Genomic DNA, 17,653 nt, shown 5'->3' with positions numbered 1-17,653 from the left:
GCCCGGTCATTGCGAGGTTTCCAATACGGGGCAGGTAAAAGAGGTGAGGGTACCCTTCGTGGCACTACTGTCGATGGTCAGGTGTCCGTGCAGGGTTTTCGCCCGCTGCCGCAGACTCAACAGTCCGTTGCCGGGCGGACAAGTCGTAATATCGAAACCACAGCCGTCATCCTGCACCGACAGTTCGATCGTGTCGCGCGTAGCATTGAACTGAATGTGAACATTTTTGGCTTCGGCGTGGCGCAATGTGTTATGCAGGAGTTCCTTATAAATCAAATACAAATCCCGTCGGACAAATGAGGGTACCGTGGCCTTGTCTTCCCCGAAATCAAAATGGAGCTGAATGGGATGGTGTTCGAACATAGTATGGGCGGTTTCGCGCAGCCGTACCACAAAATGATCGGCCGAATCATGGGCCGAATGCAGGCTCCATACGATCTCGCGCATAACCCGGATCACCTTTCGGGCCGTTTCACCAATCTGCCGGAGCGACTGCCGTGCCAGCGCGGGGTTCGTGTTCATCTGGTGGACCGCCGCGTGGCTTACCATACTAATGCTCGCCAGGTCGGCACCGAGTTCGTCGTGAAGGTCTCGGGCGATATCATCCCGGATTTTCAGAAGTTTTTGCTGTTTTTGCTCGTTTTCACGTAGTTGCTCGATAAGCTGTTGTTGTACTCTGATCTTTTCAAGTTCGTTTTCCCGGTTCCTGAGCGACATACCCAATGTAAAGCACAGTACCTCGCCCACGACCCCCAACTCCATATACGTAACCGGAAAGCTGAACGGACTGTCGAGCGAACGGGTGAAAATAGCCGGAATGTAATTGATGAAAAGTGCCAGCAAACAGCCCGCCACAAACAGTAGCGAACCCGTTATGAAATAGGACACCACAGGCTGCCGGAGCTGCAGCAGACGTGGTACCACCACCAGCGCCCCCGCGGCCAACGCAAAGCGAAACAGAGTGTAGCTCAGGCTCTTGATTCCGTTGGATGCTCCCCCCAGGAAGAGTAAGCTTTCGAAAACGGTTTCGATGACCAGTACCAGAAGCATGATCCGCAGAATACGGTAACTTCGCGGGTCACTTTCCCGAATCCCGATAAGTTGTATGGCAAAACTGATATACATGGCAAAAGCCAGGGATTCCAGTACCGATATGAGGTAATTGGTTCCGGGCTGGTAATCGACCCGTCCGTAATCCAGGTCATTGAGGTAGAAGGTAAAAGTGATGCATACGATGTACAGAGCATACTGCCAGTAAATCGCCTTGCGTTGCTGTAGGTAGCTCAGTAATGAAAACAGAGCCATCATGTAGAGCATACCATCCAGAAAAAACCGAAGTCCCTCGTACGTCTGCATGTAGTGTGCCGGTTCTTTTTTACAAATCTATCATTCTCAGGCCGGGAAGCAATTACTTTTGTTGAGGATTCCCCTGCTTTCTATTCCCTATGACAACTGACGACCTAATCCAGACTGAACGGGCGACGCTCATCAAAACCAAAGCCAAAGCCTTGGGCTTTGATTTTTGCGGCATCTCACGCGCGGAGTTTCTGGAAGAGGAGGCCCCGCGCCTGGAAACCTGGCTGAACCACAATTATAACGGAAAGATGGCCTGGATGGCCAATCACTTCGACAAACGCCTCGACCCGCGCAAACTTATGGATGGCGCCCGATCAGTGGTATCGGTGCTGCTCAACTACTACCCTGAAGAGCGCCTGCCCGAAGGCTCCGACGATTACAAACTCTCCAAATACGCATACGGACAAGACTACCATTTTGTGTTAAAAGACAAGCTGAAGGATCTGCTAACCTACATCCAGACCGATATCGGTGAGGTACATGGCCGGGCCTTCGTTGATTCGGCTCCCGTCATGGACAAAGTCTGGGCAGCCCGCAGCGGACTGGGTTGGGTAGGCAAGCATACCAATCTGCTCAACCGCGACATGGGTAGCTTCTTTTTCATCGGCGAACTGATCCTCGACCTCGACCTGGCACCCGATAGTCCGGTAGCCGACTACTGCGGTACCTGCACGCGGTGCGTGGACGCCTGTCCCACCGACGCCATCACCGAGCCCTATGTAGTGGATGGCAGCAAGTGCATCAGCTACTTCACCATCGAACTTAAGGAAGCGATTCCCCAGGAAGTAAAGGGCAAATTTGAAAACTGGATTTTCGGTTGTGATATCTGCCAGGATGTCTGCCCCTGGAATCGTTTTTCCCGGCCGCATCATACCCCGGAATTCAACCTTTCGCCAGAATTACAGGGCATGACGAACTCCGATTGGGAAGAAATCACCGAGGAAGTTTTTAAGGAAATCTTTCGCCGCTCGCCTGTGAAGCGGACAAAACTGGAAGGACTGAAGCGGAATGTGGGGTTTGTGAAGTAGACGATAAAACACCTGCAGAATAAACCGCCTGCCCGACTTACCTTTTGTGGGTTTATTTGATATAGCTTGGTAATCAAGGCACCGCCTTACCGAATAAGCTAAATAATTCCTCATCAGCCTACAAACCCATGAAATCATTCTCTACGATTCGTCTATCCTTCCATGCGCTTCGCAGTACGCGGGCGATCAACTGCTTGTTCCTGGGTGTTCTTCTTGTATCTTGCTTTTCAGCTGCCGCCCAACCTGGCCTCGTGGCGCACTATGCTTTCAATGGGACCTTCACCGACCAAACCACCAACGGCAACCACGCCTTACCCACGGGCAATCCGGCTTTTATTTCCGACCGGAAAGGAATAGCTAACCGTGCCCTTGCACTGGGAGGCTGTGGTAATCTGCAATTCCTAAGGGTACCTAATTCGGCTAGTTTGCAAGTAACCAACGCCCTAACGGTCGCCTTTTGGGCTCAGGTTGACCTCAACAGCGGCATGGATCCCGGCACGGGGGCCTGTAACGCGAATGGCGGCCAGGTGTTTTTTGCCAAAGCGGGTGATGGCTACGGGGTTTCACCTCCTGGACTACAGGGCCTTACCTACCTGGCTGAGGGGCAGCAGCGCATTACTTTTGAAGCCAACGCCGGGCAAGTCGCTACGGGTTTCTCTCGAGAACTTCCCGGCTACACCTGGCACCATTATGTTTACGTACTGAGTACCAGCGAAGTAAAATTATACATAGATGCTCAGTTGGTGCATACATCTCCCGCTGCTTTGTCGTTCGAGGCCGCCAACCAACAGGACCTATACCTTGGCGCGATGGGCCCAAAATCGTCACCCGTACTGGGCACCACCCATTGGTACCCGCTTAAAGGCGCTCTCGACGACGTACGGATATTCAACCGGGAACTCAATTCAGCAGAAATCAGCACCGTGTATGCCTCCGACGATTCGGGAAGCTGTACTCCGGCTCTATCCGTATTGCCCACCGCAGATCAGACGATTTGTGCCGGACAATCTATCACCTTGAAGGGGGTACCTTCAGCGGAGGTACAGTTGCAATGGTTAAAAGACGGACAGCCGATTGCTCAGGCTATACTGGATAGCCTGGTGGTGAGCCAGGCGGGCGCGTATCGGCTTACGGCCACCAGGCGGACTGACAACTGGAAGCACGACATGCAGGGCTTTGACAATACACTAAACGATGTACAGTACATAGGTACTACGGGTTGGATCGTGGGCGAATACGGTACCCTACTGAAGACAACGGACGGAGGTACCTCTTGGGATACCCTCCCCACCTTTCGGGATACCCATTTCTATACGGTCAACTTCATAGACACGCAGGCAGGCTGGATTGGCGGAGCCGGTGGATTGCTGATTAAATCAACCGATGGCGGATCGAACTGGCAGCCACAGTATTTTCCCACCACGGGCGACGTGAATAAGATTCAGTTTCTGGATCAAAATGTAGGCTACGCGCGGGGCGGTGAGTTGCTTTATAAGACGACGAATGGGGGGAATTCGTGGCAAGCCGTGCCCCTGCCCGAATCATTTCCCGTGAATTTCAGCTTTGTGGATGCTGACTTTGGCTGGATTATCATAGGGAAGAATATCTACAAAACGGAAAATGGAGGCGACAGCTGGAATCTGCAAAAGTCGTATTCACAATATTTTTTTCTGGGAAATCTGTATGCCTTGGACCGCAATAGGGTTTGGGTCACCTACTTTCAGGATCAGAATTATTCTTCCGTAACCAGGACTACCGACGGGGGCCTCACTTGGTCTTTCACTGACTTTCCCATACCTGCGCAATACCCGAGCTTATCCGACTTTGGAGCCAGCGATCTTCTCTTTATAAATGCTCAGATTGGCTATGCTATTGGACGCATGTACACCAGAGTGTATGCGAGGTATGGCGTTAATTCCGGTGCCATTTTCAAAACTGAAGATGGTGGTCAAACGTGGTCATTGATTTTTGACAACCAGTACTTTATCTACCCCCGTGCGATTTCGCTTACCAGTCCAACGGAAGGTACGGTAGTCGGTGCGGGCGGATTTTTAGGCAAGCTGAGCGGTTCGCCTACAACCGTTTCGTTACCTTCTGAACGAACCTTTTTACCACTCACTTCGGTCGGAGGTACTTCTGATAGCGTGTTTGCGGTGGGAGGATTTCCCCGAATAATTGAAGAGGGAACACATCCTGATTCTAAGGCGGTATTATTGTCCAAGGTGACCGGGCAGTCGTGGGTAAAAAACGAAACCGGATTTGGCAGGTCTCCCATCGGTGGGTACCCTTTTAACAATGGCTATACCATCCGCCAGATCAAATTCAAAAATGACCAACTGGGCTGGAAAGTGGGGCTTGGGGCACTTTATTCTACTACGGATGGCGGTACTACTTGGAAGTACCTTTTTCCGACCGATTTGCCGCCGCCTACCTCCCTGATAATTGAGAAAGCGTATTTCAAGACCGATACCACCGGATTTTTCATTGCTCGGTACCCGGCCTATGACGGGGCTGGCTTGTTTCGTTTTTCAGGCAAGACCCGCACAGGAATCCCCATAAACTTTAAAGATCCAAGTGATCCCAGCACTACCGGAATGCTCGACCTACAATTCATCAACGATCAGGTAGGTTTCATTACCACCAGCAACGGCAAGCTCATCAAAACCACCGATGGGGGTACCTCGTGGAGCGTTCATGTAGTACAGGCTAACACCGCGCTCAACCGCTGCTACTTCGTCACGGCCCAAACGGGCTGGGTCGTGGGTGAAAATGGATTGATTCTAAAAACCATCAACGGTGGTCAATCCTGGACTACCCAGAATTCAGGCTTGGCGGTTAGCTGGAATGGAATTTACTTCCTGTCGGCGCAGGAAGGGTACCTGGTAGGCAGCCAAGGTACCCTCATCAAGACCTCCGATGGCGGCAACTCCTGGGTCAGAATTGAAACCAATACGCATAATACGCTGAACGATATTACCTTCACAACCCGCGATAAAGGGTACATTGTGGGCGACTACGGCACCATTCTTTCTTTCAACCCTACCCTCTTGCCTGACTGCAAAGCTACTTCCGAGGCCGTTTATGTGAATGTTTCATCGGGTACCCTCTGCCAAACCACCACTACCGGTACGTGGAATAACGTGGCCACTTGGAGCTGTGGGCACGTGCCCCTGGCGTGCGATCAAGTGGCCATCAATCCCGGGCATGTGGTTACGCTTACCGAGTCGGTACAGGTTCACGGTATCGAAATTCGGCAGGATGGGCAATTGCTTATGCAGGGTGGGAATGTGCTGATTCAGGAATAGTTAAAAAGTCCTTTTTTAGCCATAAATCGGATTTGAAATCGGAATGTCACTGTCCACTAAGTGTTTCCAATAAATCAGTTACACGTATTTTTCCGTTTCAATTTAAAAAAACTACTGAGCAGATTTTCAAGATAGTGTTCCGGTGCTTATGGGTGAAACGAACCTGATTGGAAGAGTTAAACGCAACGACAGACCAGTGAAATAAAGCAATACTCTTAGCTTTAATCAACTTACATACAACCTCTTGTCAATATAAATACAAGCCAAAGCTTCTTTGAATAAAACCACGTCTCAGGCTTTCTAAAAGCAGTCTGTATACCCGGAATCGGTTAATTAAAAGATCATTAAAAAGGATTGTAGTATTCGGGATTTTACTTATCATTGCACGCACAACGTCCCTTCGAACCTACCGACTGAATACTATTTATTTCAAGTGCTTACCCATGAGATTAGTCTTTACGTGTTCGCTTCGTCGTTTCCGTTTTGCATGCAATGCCTCTCCGTTGATTCTTTTTTTACTTTGCGCTTTCAGTGCAAAGGCCCAACCTGGACTCGTGGCGCACTATACTTTCAACGGTACCTTTTCTGATCAAACCGCCAATGCCAACCACGCCCAGGCTTCGGGCAATCCGGGTTTCGTACCGGATCGCAAGGGGGTTGCCAACCGCGCCGTGGGCCTGGGTGGCTGCGCCAGCCCCCAGTTTTTGAGGGTACCTCATTCGGCAAGTTTACAGATGACCGGCGCAATGTCAGTTTCTTTCTGGGCTTTGGTAGACCTTAGTAGCGGCATGGATCCGGGCACCGGAGCCTGTAACGCCAACGGTCGCCATGTTTTTTTTGCCAAAGGCGGAGACGGATTCGGGGGTTCGCCGCCGGGGGTACAGGGGTTGACCTACCAACAGAATGGCCTTCAGCAGGTTAGCTTCGAATCAGCAACCAATGCGGGACAGTATAGCGTTATGAGTGCCCGGCCGCTTCCCGGCAACAGCTGGCATTACTATACCTACACCATTACCAACTCACAGTTTCGCCTGTATGTAGATGCCCAACTGGTACGTACCCTGCCCGTTTCTATCGATTTTACGCAGGTCAACCAGCAGGACTTGTTTCTGGGGGTTATGGGACCCAAGTCTCCTCCGGTGCTCGGCATTACCAACTGGTACCCCCTCAAAGGTGCTTTGGACGACGTAAAAGTGTTTAACCGGGAGCTTACGCTGCAAGAGGTAGCGGCCCTGTATTATTCCGATGATTCAGGTAACTGTACACCCAGTGTGTCCGTACTACCTTCCGGAAACCAGACCATCTGTGAGATTCAGCCGCTGACCCTGAAGAATACCTCCTCACTTACCGATGTACAGTGGCAGTGGCTTAAAAACAGTCAGCCCATTGCCCAGGCTACCCTCGATAGTCTGGTGGTGAACCAGGTAGGTAGCTATCGGCTGGAAGCCACCCGACGAACTTCTACCTGGAAGCACGCCATGGAAGGACTGGACAACACACTGAACGACGTGCAATTTGTGGGAAATACCGGTTGGATTGTGGGCGAGTACGCCACTTTACTGAAAACCACCGATGGAGGTACCACCTGGGACACCATACCTATGAATCGGGAAGATACTTTTTACGATGTGCACTTTATCAATGCTCAAACAGGCTGGATTGGAGGTGCGAATGGATTACTGTTGAAGTCGATCGATGGGGGATTGAGCTGGAGTCAGCAGTATATCCCAATTACGGGAGATGTGAGAAAAATTCAATTTTTGAGCGAAACCACAGGGTATGCCCTGGGAAACGGGCAATTATTAAAATCGACTGATGGGGGTATTTCCTGGGCGGGAGTTGCGGCTCCTACTACTAACTTGTTGGTCGATCTTACATTCGGTAGCGTGAACACGGGATGGATCATCACCAACGACCAGCTCTTTAAGACTACCGACGGGGGTACCAGTTGGTTTCTACAGAAAAGTTCGCTTCCGTCGCCTTGCCAGTTTTCCAGTTTTCAGAAGATCTTCGCCCTCAATCCTGACTCTTGCTGGGTAACGTACTATTCGTCATACTGTGAAGGCAAAGCTGTTTCAAGAACGACCAATGGCGGCACGACCTGGACGGATTACAGCATTGACGTCCCTGGCTCCAGTTACCGCGAACTGTCCTACCTGAATCTGAGCGACCTGGTGTTTACGGATGCCCAAACCGGCTATATTACTGGTACCCTTTACAGCCGGACAACGGCCCAATACGGTATAACCGGGGGGGTGGTGTTTAAATCTCAGGACGGAGGGCAAACCTGGACCTCCATCTATGTCAATTATTTCAATGTTCAGCCCAAAGCAGTGGCTTTCGCCGCTCCATCGCGGGGGGTAGTGGTAGGTGCGGGTGGGTTGTACCTGAGTACGGTTACCAACTTTGCCCCCCATCGAACCTACTTGCCCCTAAAGTCAGTCGGAGGAACCACCCAGAAGATCATTTCCGTGGGAGGTAAGTTCAAACCTAGGGAAGATGGAGCACATCCTGACTCCAAGGCTGTGACTCTCACTTCGTCCAATGGTTCGGATTGGACGAAAGAAGAAACCGGTTCGGGCAACGGAGTGGGTAATACTTTGAGCCAGGTCAAGTTCAAAAACAGCCAGTTCGGTTGGAAGGTAGGATACTTCACGTTAAGTACCACCCACGACGGCGGCAACAGCTGGCAATCCTTATTAGCGCCGGGCCCGCCAAGTTCTTTCAATTACATCGTCGAAAAAGCCTACTTTACGGGAGATACCACCGGGTTCTGTCTGTTAAGAACTCACTTTGAAAATTCAGCGGCTGGGTTGATCGCATTTTCGGGCTCCCAATTTGTTACCCCACCTGTTTATTTTAAAGATGGAGGTGACCCTTCCAATACCGGTTTACTCGACCTGCAATTCATTAATGACCGCACTGGTTTCATCACGACCAGCAACGGCAAGCTTATCAAGACCACCGACGGCGGAGCTACATGGAACGTGCTTCTGGTACAAGCTCACGCCCGACTCAACCGCTGTTATTTTGTTACGGATCAAATCGGCTGGGTAGTGGGTGAAAATGGGCTGATTATGAAAACTACCAACGGCGGGCAAAGCTGGACCAATCAGACTTCCGGTCAATCGGCCACCTGGAATGGTATCTATTTTTTGTCGGCCCTGGAGGGTTATGTCGTTGGCGCCGAGGGTACCCTCGTCAAAACCTCCGATGGGGGCAATTCGTGGGTGACAGTTGTGACCAACACGCATCAGAACTTGAATGATATTACGTTCATAACTCCCGACAAAGGCTTCATCGTCGGCGATTACGGCGTCATTCTCACCTTCAATCCCACCCTGCTACCTGCCTGCAAAACCACCTCGGCGGCAGTCAATGTGAGCGTGACCTCGGGCGAGGTATGCGAATCCAGTACCAGCGGTTCGTGGGATAATCTGGCCACCTGGAACTGCGGCCATATCCCCCGGGTGTGTGATCAGATCGTGATCAATCCCGGCCATGTCGTGCAGCTCGGCCAGTCGGTGCAGGTGCGGGGCATCGAAATTCGACAGAATGGTCAACTTTCCATGCAGGGCAAGAACGCCCTGCTTCAGAACTAGAACGCGCGCTGGCAAAAATCAATAAAATATATAGGGTTGGTCGGCTATTTTGGTCAATCTGTATAATAGTTGTGTCTTCCAATTCCCAATTTGCTTTATTTGTAGCCAAACTTGTTTAAATCATCACCTTATCAAATGGCAGCTACCATGTTCAAAAAAACTCTTCTTATGTTCGCTCTCCTGGCGGGTACCTTCGGCGCCTTCGCCCAAACCTGGAAAATGGACAAAGCCCATTCGAAGCTTGGCTTTACTGTTACCCACCTATTGATTTCGGAGGTGGATGGTAGTTTCAGAGACTATGATGTCACGATTACTTCGGCCAAAGACGACCTTTCCGATGCAGTGATCGAGCTTACGGCCGATATCAACAGCATCGATACGGATAACGAACGCCGCGATGGCGACCTGAAAGGGGCCAACTGGTTCGACGCCGCTACGCATCCGACCATGACCTTCAAAAGTACGTCTATCAAAAAAGTGGCGGATAAAAAATACACCCTGATGGGCAACCTCACGATGCATGGAGTTACGAAGCCCGTCACGATGGATATGGCGCTCCTCGGAACGCGGGAGCATCCTCGCACCAAAAAACCCATGGCAGCCATTAAGGTCACAGGAAAAATAAATCGTGTTGACTTTGGCGTAGGAAGCGACAATACCGCCACAGTAGGTGATGAAGTGGAGATCAGAGGGGTAGGTGAGTTCACCAAAGAATAGAACTTCATTTTTCCTTTGTCAACACGCGAAAAGGCGGGCCCGGGCCCGCCTTTTCGCGTGTTGACCCCTGGCTTAACAAACAGGACTTCTGCTTTCTGGCATTATTCTTTACAGGTACTCTGGCGATACCATTTGGTTTCCTACTCAATCAATGTTTTAGCCTAACTACTGAAAAATCATGATAATGCGTATGCACGTACCCGGCATGGCCCTCGCCGCCCTACTCACCCTTTGGGGTTGCGACTCTCAGGAAAAAAAAGAAGCGACCGCTCAAGGCCCCGACCAGGTGCAGACCGAAGTGGATTCACTTACCCTACCCGCTCCCTTCGCCACCGAGTCGGTGCGGAATGAAAGCAAAACCATCGGCTGGGAAGACGGGCAGACGCCCCAGGCGCCCGCTGGCTTCAAAGTGGAGCAATTTGCTGCCGGCCTGGAACATCCCCGCTGGATATACCAGGCACCCAACGGCGATATTTTCGTGGCTGAATCCAACACCAAAAAATCCGCCGACCGTATCACCCTTTTTCGAGATACCAATAACGACGGTAAGCCCGATCAAAAAGAAACGTTCCTGGAAGATCTGAATCAGCCCTTTGGCATGCTGGTGTTGAACGGCTTTTTCTATGTGGCCAATACCGACGGTCTGCTGCGTTTCCCCTACCAGGAAGGCCAAACCAAAATGACGGCCAAGGGCGTAAAAATCCTGGACCTACCCGCTGGTGGATATAACAATCACTGGACGCGCAATCTGTTGTCCAATGCCGATGGTTCCAAAATCTATGTATCCGTAGGCTCGGCCAGTAATGTGGCCGAGCATGGCATGGACGAAGAAAAACGCCGCGCCAATATTCTGGTCATCAATCCTGACGGTACCGGTGAGCAGGTGTTTGCCAGCGGGTTGCGTAATCCCGTGGGCATGGACTGGGCACCCGGTACCAATACCCTATGGGCCGCCGTAAATGAACGCGATGAGCTGGGTGACGAACTCGTCCCGGACTACATAACCAGTGTGAAGCAGGGAGGCTTTTACGGCTGGCCGTTTTCGTACTACGGCGATCACGTGGACCCGCGCCGCAAGGGCGAAAATCCCGAACTGGTCAAGCAAGCCATCGTCCCTGATGTACCCCTGGGATCGCATACGGCTTCATTGGGTTTAGCCTTTTACGATAAGGAAAAATTCCCGGCCAAGTACCGCAATGGTGCTTTCATAGGGCAACATGGGTCCTGGAATCGCTCAAACCTAGTAGGCTACAAAGTGGTTTTCGTGCCTTTTGCTAACGGCAGGCCCACTGGCAAAATGGAGGATTTCCTGACCGGTTTTGTGGCGGATAATGAAGCCAGTAAGGTACATGGACGCCCGGTGGGTGTCACCGTGCTGGCAGACGGCTCGCTCCTGGTGGCCGACGATGAGGGCAATACCATCTGGCGGGTTAGTGCGCAGTAGCCTGGCGGGCATAGCGGGCGAGTAACGGCCGGTTATGAGTAGGATCAGTTCTATCCTTGATTTTATTCACATAAATTTAATGGTCGTCCCAGGTAGGATTTATCTAAATTGGGCAGTCACTCAAAATGTACCCATCTCATGAAAAAGATACTGATTCCTATTGATTTCTCGGAGAACGCCGACCGGACTCTGAACGCCGCCAAAGCGCTGGCCGATAAGGGCGAAACCCAGTTGCTCATTCTGCATGCCTATCAGCCTCCCGTTCCGGATCTGACCGTACCGTCGGGCGCAGGCATGGTACCGTTACCGCCCGACCTGGAAGAAACATTCAGAAAACGACTCGAAGAATTCGTCGCCACTGCCCAGAACCAGGGGTACCGCGCGGAAGGCATCTGGTCGGTGGGCGGAATCCATCCGGCCGTTTTCGACGCTATTAAACACCATAGGCCTGACATGGTGGTGCTGGGACGCTCCGGCACCGGAGGCTTCCTGGATCGGCTGCTGGGTAGTTCGGCCACCCACATCGGTCTCGACGCCACCTGTCCTGTCCTCATAGTACCCCCGCAGGCTACTCCCAAGAAATTCAAAGAAATCGTATATGCCACCCAGTTAGAGTACGATGAGAATGAGATTCTGCGCCGGGCTTTCCCCTTGTTCCAACGACTTGGGGGTAGGGTATCTTTTATAAAAATCAACTCGGACGCGCAGCCCGACATTCAGTCGGACCAGCAGTACATCGATCAGATCACCAGCGAGTTCAGCCTGATGCCGGACGATTTTGTAGTACGGGAATCCGATTCGGTTTTGCAGGGCATCGAAGACTACTGTGATGAAATCCGGGCGGATTTGCTAGTCATGTCCACCCGGCCCCGCGGCTTTCTGGAAGCCTTCATCACCAACCCGAGTGTTACCAAAAAAATGATCGTAGACACGCATGTACCGCTCCTGGTGTACCATATGAAAGAGTAGGTCTTGAAACGTGTTATTTGATTTTGATTACGAGGAAGCCAAGCTTCTGCGGCCCGGGGGTACCCTCGGGCCGTTTCTACTATACGAAGCAGGTCATTCACTGGCTCTTGGTCATTGCCCGTACCGGGAAGCGTATTACTTTTGTCCGATCGGGCCTTTATCTTGGATATAATTAAACCAAAAGCCCGAAAAGCCTGATCGCCTATGGCCAGACCCAACCATCGTAAGCATCGAAAAAACCTTCTTACCTCACCGGGTACCCTTACCTATGTGGGTGAGAAAACGAACATCAAGACGGTGATCAAGCGCATCGAGTACAACGATTCCTTTTATCAGGAAGAAGTGGCCTCGACGATGGAAGTCTGTATTCCCAAGAAGGTACCCACCGATCAGCCCTACATCACCTGGCTCAATGTTACGGGTATCCACGAACCGCAGGTGATGGAGCAGATCGGCAAACTCTACCAACTCCACCCCCTTCTGCTCGAAGATGTGATGAACAGCTACCAGAAGCCTAAGGTTGAAGCCTATGAGGATGGCCACCTGTTCATTACCATGAAGATGCTTCACCTGGGCAAAACCGGCGCAGGCGGTATCTGGGGCGAACATGTGTCGTTTGTATTGGGTAAAGATTACCTGGTTTCTTTTCAGGAACAGCAATCGGGCGACGTTTTCACCCCGGTAATTGATCGCCTCAAAGGTTCCGTGGGAAAAACCCGCCGCAGCGGCTCCGATTACCTCCTGTATGCCCTGATGGATGTCATCGTGGATAATTATTTTCTCCTCTTGGAGAATTTCAGTGACCAACTCGATCAGATGGAGGACCAGGTCATCAACGGCCGTCACAGTCAGTCGTTGGGAGACCTTTACGACTTGAAGCGCGAACTGACCTACACGCGCCGGCTAATCTGGCCACTGCGGGATATGCTGACTCAGTTAGTACGTGCCGATGATCCACTCGTTTCCAAACGGGTGTTTCCCTACATGCGCGACGTGAACGACCACGTGATGCAGATCATCGAAAATCTGGATGCCTACCGCGAACTTCTCGCCAGCCTTGTGGACGTCCATCTGTCGACGATCAGCAACCGCATGAATGAGGTGATGAAAACACTCACCATCTTCTCGGCCATCTTCATGCCCATTACCTTCATTGTGGGGGTTTATGGGATGAATTTTGACAACATGCCCGAACTGCACGAGCGCTACGGCTACTACACCACCTGGGCAGCGATGGCGCTTGTTACCCTGGGGATGCTGCTATATTTCCGCTGGAAAAAATGGCTGTAATATTCATTTCCCATTCTTAATTTGGTACCCTTTTTCATGCGATTGATCGAAGCCGAACCTTCCGACATTACCACCCAGGCACAATACTTGCTCACAGACAGCCGACAATTGAATTTTGCGGCCCGAAGCATCTTTTTTGCCCTACCGGGCGAACATCACAACGGCCACCAATTCCTGAATGAACTGTACCAACGCGGAGTACGCGAATTTGTGGTGGAAAGAACCTCGCTCACCCCCACCCTGAGAGCCCAGCTCACTTCCTGGTCCGATGCTACTATATGGGTAGTAGCCAGCAGCCTGAGCGCCCTACAAAACCTTGTTGCCCGACATCGCCACCAATTTTCGGTCCCCGTAGTGGGCATCACGGGAAGTAACGGTAAAACCACTGTAAAGGAGTGGCTGGCTCAGTTGCTTGGTCCCTCAGAGCGCGTCGTGGCCAGCCCCAAGAGCTACAATTCACAAATCGGTGTACCGCTATCAGTCTGGAACCTGAACGCTTCCCACACACTAGCGTTGTTCGAAGCGGGATTGTCCCGGCCGCACGAAATGGAATACCTGCAGCCCATTATCGATCCTACCCTCGGAATCTTTACCAACATCGGTTCGGCCCATGACGAAGGTTTTCGCAGCCGGAAACAGAAAATTGCCGAAAAGCTCCGCCTATTTACCCACGTGAAGACCCTGATCTATCGGAAAGACTACCGGGAAATCGACGAAGAGATAAACCTGATCCTGCGGCATGTGAACCCGACCCTGAGAACCCTGGCCTGGGGTACCTCGCCCGATGCCGAGGTGCAGGTAGGGTACCTTCCGGGTGAACAAGCCACCACCATCACGCTAACGGGTACCCTGGGCGACTACCAGTTCGAAACTAATTTCCGCAACGAAGCCTCCCTTGAAAACCTCACGCACTGCCTGGTCTTTCTGCTGGATTTCGGCCTCGACCCTTCCGTGATTCAGGAGCGCATTCATGCGCTTCGTCCGGTGTCCATGCGGCTTCAGCTCAAGGAGGGCATTCACCACTGCTACGTGATTGACGATACCTACAACAACGATGTTCAGGGAATTACCATGGCCCTCAACTTTCTGGCGCAGCAGGATACCCGCAGCCGGAGGGCGGTCATCCTGTCGGATGTATTGCAGAGCGGGCAGCCTGCTCCCGAGCTGTACGGTACCATTGCCCAGTTATTGCACCAGAAAAAGATTGATATTTTTGTAGGCATTGGAGCGGAAATGACACAACAAGCCCCGTTGTTTGAGGTACCTGAACGGTATTTCTTTTCTGACACCAACGCTTTCCTACAGGATTTCCCACTGGCTAATCTGACTGATAGCGTCGTGCTGGTGAAAGGAGCGCGGACGTTTCATTTTGAAAAAATCGTCCACCGGTTGCAGCAGAAAGTCCACGGTACCGTGCTGGAAATCAACCTGGATGCCCTGACCCACAACCTGAACTACTACCGGAATAAGGTAGGTGCCCAAACCAAAATCATGGTGATGGTGAAGGCTTTTGCTTACGGAAGCGGCAGTACCGAAGTAGCCAGCCTGCTCCAGTTCCATCGCGTGGACTATCTGGCCGTTGCCTATGCCGATGAAGGAGTAGTCCTGCGCCAGAACGGCATCATGCTTCCTATCATGGTCATGAACCCGGCACAGGGTACCTTTGAAACCCTTTGGGAATACCGTCTCGAACCCGAGATTTATAGCCGCAAGATCCTCGGCGAATGGACGGCATTCGTCGACACCCGGCTCAGCAAATCCCAGCCCCTTTCTCAGCGGGGTACCGCGGGCATGCATCTCAAACTGGACACGGGCATGCATCGCCTGGGTTTTGTGGAAGACGACTACGAGTGGCTGCAGGAGCATTTGTCCGTTCATCCTCAACTTCGGGTCCTTAGTGTATTCAGTCATCTGGCCGGGGCTGATGAAGGGGAGCTCAATTCTTTTTCGCGCCAGCAATACGAACGCTTTGTGCGGGGAGCCATGCAATTAGAACAGGCTTTAGGCTATCCGGTAATCAAACACCTGCTCAATTCGGCGGGTATTGTGCGTTTTCCCGAATACCGGCTGGACATGGTACGCCTGGGCATCGGCCTGTACGGATTGGAAGCATCCGGCCAGGAACAACGGCATCTGCAAACCGTAGGTACCCTCAAAACTACCATTTCACAAATCAAAGCCGTAAAGGCGGGTGAAACCGTCGGATACGGCCGCCGGGGGCGCATCACCCACGACACGCTTGTGGGTACCCTGGCGTTGGGCTACGCCGATGGCTACGACCGCGGGCTGGGCAACGGCGTGGGACACGTGTGGATCAAAGGGGCGCTCTGTCCTACCATTGGCAATGTGTGCATGGACATGACGATGGTCGATCTTACCGGAGTCAACGCCGAAGAGGGTGACGATGTGATCGCTTTTGGCGCCGAAGTACCCATCACCGACCTGGCGCGACGCATTGGCACCATTCCTTACGAGATTCTGACCGGAGTCGGCGAGCGGGTAAAGCGAGTCTTTTTTAAAGAGTGAGATTGGGTACCTATAAAGGTACCTATTTCCTGGTGTAGATATGATTGAGTGATGTATATAAAAAGGAGGCTCCCTGAATCATTCGGGGAGCCTCTTTTTTTTGGTTACTGGCTATCAGCCATTCTATTATACCATATTGTAGACCGTTTCGCCGTGCTCGTACACATCGAGACCTTCTTCTTCGACGCGCTTGGATTCACGCAGGCCAATGGTTTTCTTAATGACAAAGAAGAGGATGAATGAAGTGCCGATCACCCAACCCATGGTTGAGAATACACCGACGGCCTGCACACCCAACTGGGCGAATCCGCCTCCGTTGAGCAGCCCTCCTTCGGTAGCAAAAACGCCCACGAGCAAGGTACCCAAAGCTCCGCACACACCATGTACTGAAATGGCCCCCACGGGATCGTCGATTTTGAGGGTACGCTCGATGAATTCCAAAGAGAAAACCAGCACAACGCCCGCAATGGCACCGATGATGGCCGCACTACCTAACGATACTGCCGCACAACCAGCCGTGATACCAACCAGTCCGGCAAGTGCGCCGTTCAGGGTGATGCTCAGCGAAGGGCGCTTGTAGCGCATCCAGGAAATGATCATGGAGGCCAGTGCCCCCGCCGCCGCAGCCAGGTTTGTAGTGGCAAAAATGTGGGCAATGGCAATCGCATTATCTTTCCCGGCAGCGGCCAGTTGTGAACCCGGGTTGAATCCGAACCAGCCCAGCCACAGGATAAAAACCCCTAATGCACCCAATACCAGATTATGCCCCGGAATTGCCCGGGGTTTGCCGTTGGCGTACTTGCCTACACGCGGTCCCAGAAGAGCCGCTCCCATCAGGGCAGCCCAGCCACCTACGGAGTGTACGACGGTGGAACCGGCAAAGTCGATAAAGCCCATTTCTGACAGCCAGCCGCCGCCCCAGGTCCAGTGTCCGGAAATGGGATAGATGACCAGCGTAATCACCAGGCTATAAATAAGATAGGCACTAAACCGGGTACGTTCGGCCATTGCGCCTGACACAATGGTAGCGGCCGTGGCGGCAAATACAGTCTGGAACATTAGTTTCGTAATTTGGGGCAATCCATCAATTTCGTCGGGACCGAAGAAGAGAGTTATCTGGCCCATGAAACCCGCGATGTCCTCCCCAAACATGATACTGTATCCGATGGCCCAGAAAGCCAGCGAACCGACGGCAAAATCCATCAGGTTCTTCATCAGAATGTTAGCGGCGTTCTTGGCACGCGTGAAACCTACTTCCACGAGCGCAAAACCTGCCTGCATGAACATGACCAGGCACGTCGCGATGAGTACCCACACGTTATCAACGGACATCGACAGATCACTTACTGTTGTAGAAAGCTCTTCCATATTGTAATTAATTGTGAATTTTGAATGAGTGATTGAGTGAATTTTGAG

At 51.9% G+C, this 17,653-nt stretch carries 10 protein-coding genes; 8 read left to right on the top strand and 2 right to left on the bottom strand.

What is annotated here, in order from left to right; genetic code table 11:
• Positions 1-6: 6 nt before the first annotated feature.
• A complete protein-coding gene (locus tag GBK04_RS22875; protein WP_152763736.1) occupies positions 7-1,356 on the bottom strand; it encodes a sensor histidine kinase in 1,350 nt (449 codons plus the stop codon).
• Positions 1,357-1,445: 89 nt separating this feature from the next.
• On the opposite strand from GBK04_RS22875, the gene queG reads away from it, so the two are divergent.
• The 8 genes from queG to GBK04_RS22835 all read left to right on the top strand — a co-directional run bounded on the left by queG (position 1,446) and on the right by GBK04_RS22835 (position 16,237).
• Positions 1,446-2,384: a tRNA epoxyqueuosine(34) reductase QueG gene (queG, locus tag GBK04_RS22870; protein ID WP_152763734.1), complete on the top strand. Its 939-nt coding sequence runs from the start codon at positions 1,446-1,448 to the stop codon at positions 2,382-2,384.
• Between the two features lie 128 nt (positions 2,385-2,512).
• Positions 2,513-5,689, top strand: a complete 3,177-nt coding sequence (locus GBK04_RS22865) for a YCF48-related protein (RefSeq protein ID WP_152763732.1) — start codon at positions 2,513-2,515, stop codon at positions 5,687-5,689.
• 554 nt (positions 5,690-6,243) lie between these two features.
• Positions 6,244-9,291 carry a YCF48-related protein gene (locus GBK04_RS22860; protein WP_373331244.1) on the top strand — a complete coding sequence of 1,016 codons (3,048 nt, stop codon included), beginning with the start codon at positions 6,244-6,246 and terminating at the stop codon, positions 9,289-9,291.
• A gap of 168 nt (positions 9,292-9,459) precedes the next feature.
• Positions 9,460-10,008, top strand: a complete 549-nt coding sequence (locus tag GBK04_RS22855) for a YceI family protein (RefSeq protein ID WP_152763727.1) — start codon at positions 9,460-9,462, stop codon at positions 10,006-10,008.
• Positions 10,009-10,192: 184 nt separating this feature from the next.
• Positions 10,193-11,452 (top strand): PQQ-dependent sugar dehydrogenase, encoded by a 1,260-nt coding sequence (locus GBK04_RS22850; protein WP_373331483.1) that lies wholly within the window; start codon positions 10,193-10,195, stop codon positions 11,450-11,452.
• 138 nt (positions 11,453-11,590) lie between these two features.
• Positions 11,591-12,421: a universal stress protein gene (locus tag GBK04_RS22845; protein WP_152763725.1), complete on the top strand. Its 831-nt coding sequence runs from the start codon at positions 11,591-11,593 to the stop codon at positions 12,419-12,421.
• Between the two features lie 204 nt (positions 12,422-12,625).
• Complete coding sequence (gene corA / locus GBK04_RS22840) at positions 12,626-13,711, top strand: magnesium/cobalt transporter CorA (protein WP_152763723.1); 1,086 nt, start codon at positions 12,626-12,628, stop codon at positions 13,709-13,711.
• Positions 13,712-13,747: 36 nt separating this feature from the next.
• Positions 13,748-16,237 (top strand): bifunctional UDP-N-acetylmuramoyl-tripeptide:D-alanyl-D-alanine ligase/alanine racemase, encoded by a 2,490-nt coding sequence (locus tag GBK04_RS22835; protein WP_152763721.1) that lies wholly within the window; start codon positions 13,748-13,750, stop codon positions 16,235-16,237.
• Between the two features lie 126 nt (positions 16,238-16,363).
• On the opposite strand, the gene GBK04_RS22830 is transcribed toward GBK04_RS22835, so the two are convergent.
• The gene (locus tag GBK04_RS22830; protein ID WP_152763719.1) at positions 16,364-17,605 is read right to left on the bottom strand and encodes an ammonium transporter; all 1,242 of its coding nucleotides are present in this window, start codon (positions 17,603-17,605) and stop codon (positions 16,364-16,366) included.
• Between the last annotated feature and the right edge of the window lie 48 nt (positions 17,606-17,653).

Origin of the sequence: Salmonirosea aquatica, assembly GCF_009296315.1 — a bacterium.
Taxonomy (GTDB): Bacteria; Bacteroidota; Bacteroidia; order Cytophagales; family Spirosomataceae; genus Salmonirosea; species Salmonirosea aquatica.
This window is presented reverse-complemented; position numbering and strand designations above follow the sequence as displayed.

Excerpts from the sequence above, each read along its gene's own strand:
- GBK04_RS22875 (WP_152763736.1), bottom strand. The coding sequence starts at position 1,356 with ATGCAGACGTACGAGGGACTTCGGTTTTTTCTGGATGGTATGCTCTAC.
- queG (WP_152763734.1), top strand. The coding sequence starts at position 1,446 with ATGACAACTGACGACCTAATCCAGACTGAACGGGCGACGCTCATCAAA.
- GBK04_RS22865 (WP_152763732.1), top strand. The coding sequence starts at position 2,513 with ATGAAATCATTCTCTACGATTCGTCTATCCTTCCATGCGCTTCGCAGT.
- GBK04_RS22855 (WP_152763727.1), top strand. The coding sequence starts at position 9,460 with ATGTTCGCTCTCCTGGCGGGTACCTTCGGCGCCTTCGCCCAAACCTGG.
- GBK04_RS22850 (WP_373331483.1), top strand. The coding sequence starts at position 10,193 with ATGCGTATGCACGTACCCGGCATGGCCCTCGCCGCCCTACTCACCCTT.
- GBK04_RS22845 (WP_152763725.1), top strand. The coding sequence starts at position 11,591 with ATGAAAAAGATACTGATTCCTATTGATTTCTCGGAGAACGCCGACCGG.
- corA (WP_152763723.1), top strand. The coding sequence starts at position 12,626 with ATGGCCAGACCCAACCATCGTAAGCATCGAAAAAACCTTCTTACCTCA.
- GBK04_RS22835 (WP_152763721.1), top strand. The coding sequence starts at position 13,748 with ATGCGATTGATCGAAGCCGAACCTTCCGACATTACCACCCAGGCACAA.
- GBK04_RS22830 (WP_152763719.1), bottom strand. The coding sequence starts at position 17,605 with ATGGAAGAGCTTTCTACAACAGTAAGTGATCTGTCGATGTCCGTTGAT.